Here is a 10177-nt window from a genome sequence, read left to right as displayed (position 1 = left end):
CCTCCATAAATAAAAAAAAGAGCGAAAGATTTCTCTCTCGCTCAAGCTTTTAAAAATTATTATAATAGTTCATCTTCATCGTCTTCATCTAAAGATTCTTCATGACTTTCATCATCGTCAGATTCATCTTCTGACTCACTAATATAATCCTCATCATCTTCTTCAAAGTCTTCCAACATTCTATCTTCTTTTGCTTTAACTACCTTAAAATAGTATCCTGCTCCTACTACTCCTCCAATTACAAGTGCAACAATTAAAAATGAACCTATTCCACTTTTCTTTTCTTCTTTTACTGGAACAACCGTAGGCTCTTCTTTTTTCACTTCTTCTTTCTTAGGTTCTTCAACCTTTATAGTATTTTTATCTTCTGATTCAATCATATTAAGTAGGTCTTGCTCTCCTACTTCTGTCAATAGCCTTACATTATCTTGATTTGATGAGTGATCCACTATTAGGTGCATAGTTTTTCCACTTTTAGTTTGAAATGTTAAAAATTGTCTTACATCTACTGGATTTTCTTTATCTTTTTCTGTATCTCCACTTGGTGTAATATCTTTTCCATTCCTATCTACATTTTCAATTACTGAACCTCTTGCCTTATTTTCTTGTGTTGCTAGACTATTTACTGCCTTAGTATTACCACCTTTTACAAGTGGTGTTTTCTTAGGAGGATTATTTGAAGGCTTGTTTGCTTCACTTGTATTTCCTGGTATTCTTGGAACATCTTGATAAGGAATCTCTTCTTTTGATGGTGTAAAAACATCATCTTTCAACATTTTTTCAAATTCTTCTTTTTGTGGTTCATAGATTGATTCGTTTTGACTTTCTATTTGCCCTTCATTTGTCATCGCAAATGTAGTTGCTGGTACTGTAAATGTAAAAAGGAGTAACGCTATGGCTACTCCTCGTTTAATGCTCTTATTCATTTTTCTATCCTTTCTTATTTTACATTTTTAAATACATAGACTGCTTTTCTAGTATTGTCCCATTCTATTGTTTGGTTTTTACCATCTTTGATATCTCCATGACTTGCTCCAAAAGCTTTGGCAATATTTGAAATTGAAGCATGAATTCTTCCATTTATAATCACTGGCTTAACATCTGAATTGTAGACTTTCCCATCTGAATCTTTCATAACACCAGTATCAATATTTAGTCTTAATGTCTTTTTAGCTAAGATATTATTCTCTTTATTTGAGAAAATAGCTTCACGAGTAGAGTTGTCATACTCAACATTAAAACCTAGAGTATAAGCAATATATCTTACTGGAATCATAGTTCTTCCTTGGTCTACATAAGTTTTTACATCCATGTAGACTGTTGTCTTACCATCTTTATTGATAATGTTATAAAAGTTTTTGTCTACTTGGAAAACTGCAAATTCTTTTTCATCTTTAACTTGTTTTTTGGATTGTTGTTCCTCTTGTTTTTTCATCTTGTTAAGATCAAATTGATTTAGGATATTCTTGTCATCAGCTTTCAAAATTTCGTCCCACTTCTTATCTTGAGATTTCTTATCTTCATTTTTCTCTTTGTTTTCTTTTTGAAGTTTTAGAAGTTCATCTAATTTTTTAGATAAGTCTTGGTTTAGATTTTTATCCTTTTCATCTTTAGCTTGTTTTTCAAGTTCTTCTTTCGATTTTTTATTTGCTTCCTCGATTAACTTCTTTGCTTCTTCAATTTTCTTATCTAAATCTTCTTTTAGCTTTTTAATTTCTTCTTCAGAAGCTTTTTGTTTTTCTTCTAGTTCTTTAATCTTCTCTTCTAATTCTTTTTTTGTATTTTCAGAAGTTTCTTTTAAACTATCAATAGACTTTTGAAGCTGTTCAATTTTCTTACAGCATTCTGACTTAGAATTTTCTGTCTCTTTCCTTTTAGACTCTAAGTTTTTTATCTTAGTATCTTTTTCATCAAGAGCTTTTTCCAAACCCTTAATTTTATTGTCTTTATCCTCAATTTCTTTAGTCTTCTTTGCAAGTTCTCCTTCTAAAGACTCGAGCTTTTCTTGCATTTCTTTAATTTTATTTTCGTTTTTATCGGTCTTTTCTTTCTCAGCTTCTAACTCCCATTTTGTAGATGAATAATCTTCTTTTAGTTTTGCATTTTCATCTTGCAATCTTTTTAATTCATCTTTAAGTTGAGTAATTTCTGCTATTAGTTCATCATTATTAGAGTTTTTAAGATCCTCAATTTCTTTATTCAATTGAGCAATCTTATTATCTTTATCTCTAATCTCTTCTTCTATCTTAGCTTTTTCTTGTTTTAGTTTTTCTCCATTATCTTTGCAAGATTCTAGCTTTTTCTTTAATTCCTCTATCTTTGATTGGTCTTCTTTTTTCTTATCATTTAAGTCTTTGATCTGATTTTCTAAGTCCTTAATGTTTTTAGTTAAATCATCAATCTTATTGTCCTTTTCATCAATATCTTGTCCTGTTAAATCTGTTTGAGTATCAATGGAATATTTATTTGGATTATAAATCTTGATAGTTCCTGAATAGTAGTATTTTGGAACTGAAAAGTCCAATTCTATCATGTCTACATCTTTTGGAAATGTTAGTCCTCCATCTTCATCTTTGATTAGATTTTTGTAATTAGAAATTCCGAGTTCTCCATTATATCCTAGATTATTGAGATAGAAAGGATTTTGTTTTGGTCTATATTCTACAACTTGATTACCTATTAATTTAGCTCCAGTATTATTAAGTTTAGGATTGCTTGGTGCATTAATTCTCCTTAATGCGTTCTCATAAAAAGCTCCACCTTCAATAACTTCAACACTATCTGGTATTTCAATTTCTTCTAGTTCGTTTTCAAAAAACAATCCATCTTTTATAACCTTTAAACCTTTTGGAAGTCTAGCTCTTTTTATCTTATTTTCTCTAAAAGCAGCACCACCAAGGTTTGTTACTGAATCAGGAATATAGATTTCTTCTAAATTTGTATTGTTAAATGCCCAACTTTCAATTGTTTTTAAATTACTTGGCAATTTAATTTCTCTTATTGGGCAATGTACAAAAGAATGGCTCTTAATTGTTTCTAAGGATTCTGGTAAAGTAATCTTCAAATCTTTTAACTTTGAGATTCTTTGAATATCAAACATATTTTGTGAGTAGCCAGAACTATTTATATATCCAATAGTTTTAGTACCTTCTAAAAACTTAATTTCTTGAGTTTTCTCTGCTTTTTCCCATCCTGTTTTACTTAGTCCTGCTACATGAGTCTTATCTCCTTGATGGTAAATAAAATCATCTTCCGTCCAAGTAACATCAGACTTTGCAAATGCACTTGTATGCACAGTTGATGTTAAAACTAATAAAAGAGCCATAAAAAAGGCTCTTAGTCTGTTCGTATTAAATTTCTTCATTATGAATGTTCTCCTTTTCTTTTAATTTCTCTTCTCTTTTTCTATCATTGATTTTCTCCATTAATTCTTCCAAGCTAATATTGTTCCTCCTAAGAGTTACAATTATTTCTTCATTTTCAACCTGTATTTCTTCATCGCAAATTTCCTTGTATTTTGCATTTAAATCTTTCAATTTCTCTTCTATTTTTTTCTTTTTGTTCCTAATACTTATAAGCTTCCTGTTCACATAATATCTCCCTTCTATCTAGGTCTTCCAAAACCATAAAAGTGTGATTTCCAATATTTTGAATTTATTGATGTGTATTGAATTGGATCTCCTGCGTGAATCATCATTCCATTACCTGCGTATATTCCTACGTGAGATATTGGTGTTCCACTGTTATATGTTGAATGGAAAAATATAATATCTCCAGGTTGAGCTTCACTTGGACTTACTGGATTACAATAGTCTTTGTATATTCTCCATGCAGTTGTTCTTGGCATTCTCTTTACTCCTGACTTTGTAAATGACCAACATACAAAACCTGAGCAGTCAAAGTTAGATGGACCACTCGCTCCAAACACATATCTTTTGCCTATATGTTTTTCTGCTTCATTAAAAAGAGCCTTTGCAGTAGCTGAATCAAAAGCAAGACCAGGATTTCCAAAGTTTGGATTATCTACTATTTCTCCTAAGTCCCCATTACCTGATCCAAAAACATCTCCCATATTCCCCTTAGCTTCAAGAAGAGCTTCATAATGAACTACATTATCTGGATAATCTTTAAATATTTCCCTGACAACTTCATCCATTTCTTTTTTCTTTAAAGTTACAATTAACTTTTTATATTCGTACTCTTCTTTTTCATAGCTAGTATAAGGATTTCCACGACTATCATATCTTGTTCTTGCTACTGTTCTTGTTCTAATTTCAATTTCTTCCTTAAAATCAAGCTTATACATCTTATCGAAAAGTTCTTTTAAAATTCCTTTTACTTTAGATGCTGATTTTACTTCTCCACATCTTGAAGTTATATAGGATAAAAGTTCATGGGTATTATGACCAATTTCTCCTTCTTTATTTATAATATATTCGTCATATCCAGGATGACTTGTTTTTACACTTTCTATTTGTGATTGTAGGTCATATTCCATTGATGAAAATTCTTGATTAACTTCACTTAGAACTGTATCTTGTGATAGGTATGTTGTTGTCATTACTGAGTTTACTGAGTTACTTAGTCCACTCATACCAACACTTCCACCACCAATCATCATTGATAACATAAGACCTAGTCCTATTACTAGAAATAAAACCATCTTACTTTTTCTTACGATTAGCTCTTTAGAAGCCTTACCTAAACTTAAAATAGCTTTTTTAACTCTATCGACAAATCTTGTTTCGTGTTTTTTAGCTATCATGCTCTTCATTTGCTTTCTTTGGTAAAACTTTTTAAATCTATTTTTCTTTATATAGGCATCTGACTTTTTTAAATCTTCCAATCCACTTTTAAACTCCAACTTGCTTTTTCTCTTTCTTATTTTCTTATCAAGTTTAGATAATTTTTTTAAGGACTTTTTCTTTTTGTCTAACTTATACTTCCTTATTCCATGCTGGAGTTTAGAGCTTACATTAGCGACTTTTTCTCCAGATTCTACACCAGTATTGTCAGATCCTGAACTTAAATAATCTCTCACTAACTCTGAAGACTTAGCTCCAGATAATAAAACCCCAGAAGATAGACTTCCTTTAGTTTTATTCTTTAAAATATTATCCTTTAGCTTACTTTTAGACTTTTCAAGTTCTCCAATCTTTTTATCTGAGATAAAATCTTTAACATCTTGTGCTTTCTTAGAATCTTTCGTTGTAACTTTCTTAGATTCATTTTTTAAGTCATCGATTTTCTTGCGAGTGAATTTATCACTTTCATAATTTTTTCTCTTGTAGTAAGTCTTCTTTTTATTAACTTTCTTTTGTTCTGAAGGTTTAAGGCTTGTTTCCTTTTCATCTTTTATAAATTCTTGATTATTGTCTTTAACCTTCGAATTATCAAAAGTTTTATCTGTATCAACTTCGTTTAGCTTATTTTCTTTATCTATCTCTTTAGAAATTTTTTCCTTATCTCTAAACTTCTTTTCTTGATAAAGTTTCTGCTTTTGCTTTTTATCAAAATTAGCATCACTCTCGTTCTTACTTACTTCATCTTTAACAAGCTTATCTTTTCTATATACTCTCTTACTTTTCTTTGCTTCGATAGGTTTATCTTCACTTGTCTGGATTCGCTTAGACTCTCTCTCGTTGATTTTGTCTTGGAATTTATCCTTACTATGGATAAGTTTATCCTCATAATTTTTAAGAACTTGTCTTTTACTTGATACCTTTTTATTACTTATTAGTTGAGCCTTAGCTGAAATATCATCTGTTGTTAATTTATTAGAATTAATATTTCTACTATTTTCACTATCAAAATTCACCTTTTTGAAGTCTACGTCTAACTCTGCATCAAGTTTAAAGCTTTCATCTGTCCTTATTTCAAGATTAGTCTGTTTAACTTCGTTAGCCTCATACTTATTATCTAAAACTTCTTTTCTAATTCTTTCCTTGTTTTTAGCCTTCTGAAAATCTTTTAGTTTATCTTGTTTTTGATCCTTAGATACTACATTCTCATGGATAAGTTTAGATTCTTTTTCTGAAATTTTATCCCCGAACCTATCCTTAGTTTTAATTATCTTATTGGTATAATCATCTGAATGAACAAGTTTACTATCCATATTCTTTTCAGGAGCGTCCCTATTTCGTATAATTTTCTTTTGAAAATCTTTTTTTAGCTTTTTATCCATATCACACCTACTTAGCTTCTTCTGGTTTTGTTGTCATCAGCTTATATAACATGGTGTCTTTAGGGAATTTATCTATAAATGGAACAATAGTATTTCCAAAGAATAATAGTCCCTCACCTGCATTTGAATTAGTAATATAGTTTAACTGATAAGGCGATATTTTTAATTTCTTAGCAAGAATATCCCTATCTCCAGATGCTTGATTTAACATTAGAACAAAGTCTGTATTATCAAAGATATTTTCAATTTCCTGACTTGTTAAAAGGTCTTTTACGTTTTGAGTTATACCTGTTGGAATACCGCCCCATTTTCTAAATCTTTTCCAGATTTCTACTGAATATGAAGCAGTTTGTGGATCTTTTAATAAAAGGTGGAACTCATCTATATAGTATCTTGTGGACTTGCTTCCTCTATTTAGGGAAACCTTGTTCCAAACCTGGTCTTGAATTACAAGCATACCTATTTTTTTAAGTTGTGTTCCTAGCTCTTTTATATCAAAGCAAAGCAATTGCCTATTTAGATCAACATTTGACCTATTATTAAAGACATTAAGACTTCCCTTAACATAAATTTCCATTTCTGTTGCTAGTTTTCTACCAACTCCCTCTTCTTGAGATAGGAGCATATCGTATAAATCTCCTAATATAGGCATATTTTCTGGTTTAGGGTCTTCAAAATACTTTTGGTATATCTTTGGCAAGCACCTATCTATAACAGATTTTTCTGCAGCAGTAAGACCAGATCCTCCTACTACAAGTTCAAGCATAGACATTATGAAGTTCGCCTTATCCTTTAAAGGTGCGTCCCCATCTCCATAGTTCATATTAATATCTAATGGATTTAGATAGTCCTTTGATTTTGCCGAAACTTTAATAACTTCTCCATTAAATTGTTTTACAAGGTTTGAATACTCGCCTTCAGGATCACAAATAATTACATCATCGTCTGTGACAAGAATTGCATTTGCCATCTCTCTCTTTGCTGAGAAAGATTTACCAGAACCTGGTGTTCCTAATATTAATCCGTTAGGGTTCTTTAGTTTCTTCCTATCTGCCATAATCAAGTTTTGGCTAAGGGCATTTAAGCCATAGTACAAAGAATTTGCCGAATCAATAAATAGCTCTTCTGTTGTAAAAGGCATAAATACTGCCGTTGATGATGAAGTTAAAAATCTTTTTATCTCGACTTGATTAACTCCTAAAGGTAAGACAGAAACAAGTCCTTGCTCTTGCTGATGAGATAATCTTTTTACCTGACAATTATGTCTGTTAGCAATTGATGATATTTGAGCAATGGTATTTTCTAATTTTTGATTAGTCCTAGCAAAATTCATCATTACTATGCTAACTACAAAGAGCCTTTCATCTCTATTTTGTAAATCAGATAGCATGGACTTAACATCAGCCCCAAAGGTATTTATATCTGAAGGAATAATATCCATATCATATCCAGCACGAACTGCTTTCTTTTGTTCTTCAATTTTCATTCTATCCAGGTCTGTGTTTTTTCTCTTAATGAGTTTAATGGCTTCTGCTTGTTCAACTACATCTATATGAAAAGCTACATAAATATTATCATCAATATCTAAAAACTCAGATAACATTCTGTCTGATAACTCGCTTGCTAGTATTTGAAAATGGCTTACAGCTCCAATATATTTACCAAATTTAAAATTATTTGCTGGTGCAAAGTTAAAGATATTGGGAGTTATATGTGATTTTGTAGACTCTTTCTTCTTCAAATCTTTATATGAAAAATCAAAGTTTTTGTCTGGATTTAACATATCATGAACAAGTCTTAGTCTTTCTTCGCCATCAAGACTCTCTGCTCTTACTCCCATAGATTTAAAGTTAGATAAAATATCTACTTCAAGTCTATTTAACTTTGCTCTTGCTTGCTCTAGGTTATCGGCTTCTGTGGTAAAGGTTATATACTTCATCTTTTTAAGTCCGTTATTCCCCTTTGCAAGTTGAAGCTTTAACATCTCCCTAAACTCTTTTCTTACATCGTCATAGAAGTCTCCCTTATCAGCAATTTTAATTGCATCTTGTAGGTCTTTATTTCTTCCTAATTGATTTACATATGAAAGTTCAATGTGGACACTTGGATCAAAAGAATTTAAAAAGTTGGCAAATTGGTTAAAGATTAAATCTCTATCTTCTTCCAATGCCAACTGGTAATTTATATCTTGAAATGAAATTGTCTTTGAATAATTTTTTTCATCTAACTGGCAAATGCCCTCTGGTAACATTCTTATATAGGGAATAGTATCCTCAACTGTAAATCTCTTTTTCTCTTTCTTTAAAAGTACACTTAGAAGACTATTTGTTGGATCTTTCTTTGCTTTTAGCCTTCTTACTTCCTTGCGGTCTTTTTTTAATTGTTTTTCCCTTAGATTTAAGTCGCTGATTTGCTTTTTTCTTTGCTTCAAGGTATGCCTCCTTTCTTATTCTCTTAGTTGGTTGATAAAACTTATGAAGATAGAAAAATTTAAAATACTTTTCAAAAGTTAAGGTGTCTTTTTCATATAAGGTTATAAAAAAGATTGGCAGGGTTACTATTAGCATTACAATAATTGAAACATCATTAGGTAGATATTTCTTCATAAATAAATAAGTTGGTATGCCAATTACTCCTGCCACAGAAAAACCTATAAGTTGTCTTTTAGTTAAGTTAAAAGCAACCTTTGTTTTAATCTTGTCCAAATCTTTTGGTATTGGTACATACGCCATTTTAATCTCCCTCTACTTCTTCTTTGGAAAGTTCAAGTATATGGTCATAATTAGATGTTGTTTCCTCTTCTAGGTAGCTAATTCTTTCTTCTAATTCTTCTTGTTTTTCTTCATTTCTGTCATTGTATTCTCCTTGATACATAACAAATTCATTGTGACATCTTCCGAGCCTATTTATTCTCCTCTTTAAGTTTCTAATCTCTTCATTTCTTTTCTTCTCTTTTACAATTTCATAAGTTCCTCCTAATAAAATTCCAAGTCCCAATAAAGCACAATTTTTCTTTTTTAACATTTATTCCTCCTAGTGCGTATTCATAATACTTTTTGCAACTGTTCCACTCTTAAACATCATAAGTCCAAGAAGTAGAGCATATCCTAATATACTAAACAAGCTTGCGTGAATATCTGTAACCTGCACCGTCCTTATTAAAACAGTGTAGATACCTAAACATACCATCAAAAACAAACCTTGTAGTCCCAAGGCAAAAAGTCCCTTGATATAATTTGTTCCAATCTGACCCCATTCTTTATTTCCCATAGTCGCAAATGGAATGGATGATACTGATGAGTAGACATATATTTCAAACATACGCCCATATACTATTAATGTTATAACTAGTGATATTCCTTGAATTGCAATCCTTACAAGGCTCGTTTCAACTAGTATCATTAAAAGCTCACCTATTTCTTTTTCTTTTAATGTATCAACCATTGCAACTATCTGATCTCCTGAAACAGTGGCAGAAGTAGTGATTACCCCTGCCGCTTTGTTTACAAGATTTTGTGCCACATCAAAGACTGCCATTGAAAATTCAAAGGCATGGCTTGCAAGGTAGACTGCTATAAACATCTTTATAATGTATTTGAAAAACTCAAAAGTATCTGTATCGTGCATATTATTCTTTTGCATAACCATATTTATGAGTTCAATACATAAAACTGCTGTTATGATAAGACCAGCTATTGGAACAATCACATTATCATTAATGTTTTTAATGAAGTTATATACTTCTCCATTCCAACCCATTGGTGTCTTCCCAACATCTGTTGCAATAACTCCTACCTTGTCGTTTATATCTAAGAACATGGACTCAAGATTTGCTTTGATACCTCCGAGTAGCATATCCTTAAAAAATTCAGTTAGCTTGTCAAAGATACCAAACATAGATTTTCTCCTAATTTAAAGCATTTGCAAGTAGTGGAATTAATTTAATACCGATTAGTACAATTCCCCCACCAGCCATAAGCTGCTTTATGCCTA

The 10177-nt window shown here is 31.0% G+C and carries 8 protein-coding genes and 1 pseudogene; all 9 read right to left on the bottom strand.

The annotated features are described in order from the left end of the window. Positions 1 to 59: 59 nt before the first annotated feature. Complete coding sequence (locus tag AC6FXG_RS05025) at positions 60 to 926, bottom strand: CD1107 family mobile element protein (protein ID WP_500571825.1); 867 nt, start codon at positions 924 to 926, stop codon at positions 60 to 62. Positions 927 to 940: 14 nt separating this feature from the next. After that, positions 941 to 3364, bottom strand: a complete 2424-nt coding sequence (locus tag AC6FXG_RS05020; RefSeq protein WP_500571824.1) for a leucine-rich repeat protein — start codon at positions 3362 to 3364, stop codon at positions 941 to 943. Then, the gene (locus tag AC6FXG_RS05015; RefSeq protein ID WP_001080402.1) at positions 3351 to 3590 is read right to left on the bottom strand and encodes a hypothetical protein; all 240 of its coding nucleotides are present in this window, start codon (positions 3588 to 3590) and stop codon (positions 3351 to 3353) included. Before AC6FXG_RS05015 ends, AC6FXG_RS05020 begins: the two co-directional genes overlap by 14 nt. 14 nt (positions 3591 to 3604) lie before the next feature. Further along, complete coding sequence (locus tag AC6FXG_RS05010; protein ID WP_500571823.1) at positions 3605 to 6184, bottom strand: C40 family peptidase; 2580 nt, start codon at positions 6182 to 6184, stop codon at positions 3605 to 3607. 7 nt (positions 6185 to 6191) lie between these two features. Continuing rightward, entirely contained in the window at positions 6192 to 8615 is a 2424-nt protein-coding gene (locus tag AC6FXG_RS05005) for a VirB4-like conjugal transfer ATPase, CD1110 family (protein ID WP_500571822.1), read from the bottom strand. Beyond that, positions 8506 to 8916, bottom strand: coding sequence for a PrgI family protein (locus tag AC6FXG_RS05000; RefSeq protein ID WP_500571821.1), 411 nt, complete (start codon positions 8914 to 8916; stop codon positions 8506 to 8508). The genes AC6FXG_RS05005 and AC6FXG_RS05000 overlap by 110 nt, the downstream gene beginning before the upstream one ends. Position 8917: 1 nt before the next feature. Then, entirely contained in the window at positions 8918 to 9208 is a 291-nt protein-coding gene (locus AC6FXG_RS04995) for a hypothetical protein (RefSeq protein ID WP_148472976.1), read from the bottom strand. A 9-nt stretch (positions 9209 to 9217) separates the two neighbouring features. Further along, positions 9218 to 10081 carry a VirB6/TrbL-like conjugal transfer protein, CD1112 family gene (locus AC6FXG_RS04990; RefSeq protein ID WP_039121395.1) on the bottom strand — a complete coding sequence of 288 codons (864 nt, stop codon included), beginning with the start codon at positions 10079 to 10081 and terminating at the stop codon, positions 9218 to 9220. Between the two features lie 10 nt (positions 10082 to 10091). Further along, positions 10092 to 10175 (bottom strand): annotated as a pseudogene (locus tag AC6FXG_RS04985) (Maff2 family mobile element protein); the annotation flags it as partial. Positions 10176 to 10177 lie beyond the last annotated feature (2 nt).

Source organism: Ezakiella massiliensis, from assembly GCF_059862345.1.
The sequence above is the reverse complement of the archived record's forward strand: the minus strand, read 5'-3'. Positions and strand labels throughout refer to the sequence as shown.

Excerpts from the sequence above, each read along its gene's own strand:
- AC6FXG_RS04990 (WP_039121395.1), bottom strand. The coding sequence starts at position 10,081 with ATGTTTGGTATCTTTGACAAGCTAACTGAATTTTTTAAGGATATGCTA.
- AC6FXG_RS05010 (WP_500571823.1), bottom strand. The coding sequence starts at position 6,184 with ATGGATAAAAAGCTAAAAAAAGATTTTCAAAAGAAAATTATACGAAAT.
- AC6FXG_RS05000 (WP_500571821.1), bottom strand. The coding sequence starts at position 8,916 with ATGGCGTATGTACCAATACCAAAAGATTTGGACAAGATTAAAACAAAG.
- AC6FXG_RS04995 (WP_148472976.1), bottom strand. The coding sequence starts at position 9,208 with ATGTTAAAAAAGAAAAATTGTGCTTTATTGGGACTTGGAATTTTATTA.
- AC6FXG_RS05020 (WP_500571824.1), bottom strand. The coding sequence starts at position 3,364 with ATGAAGAAATTTAATACGAACAGACTAAGAGCCTTTTTTATGGCTCTT.
- AC6FXG_RS05025 (WP_500571825.1), bottom strand. The coding sequence starts at position 926 with ATGAATAAGAGCATTAAACGAGGAGTAGCCATAGCGTTACTCCTTTTT.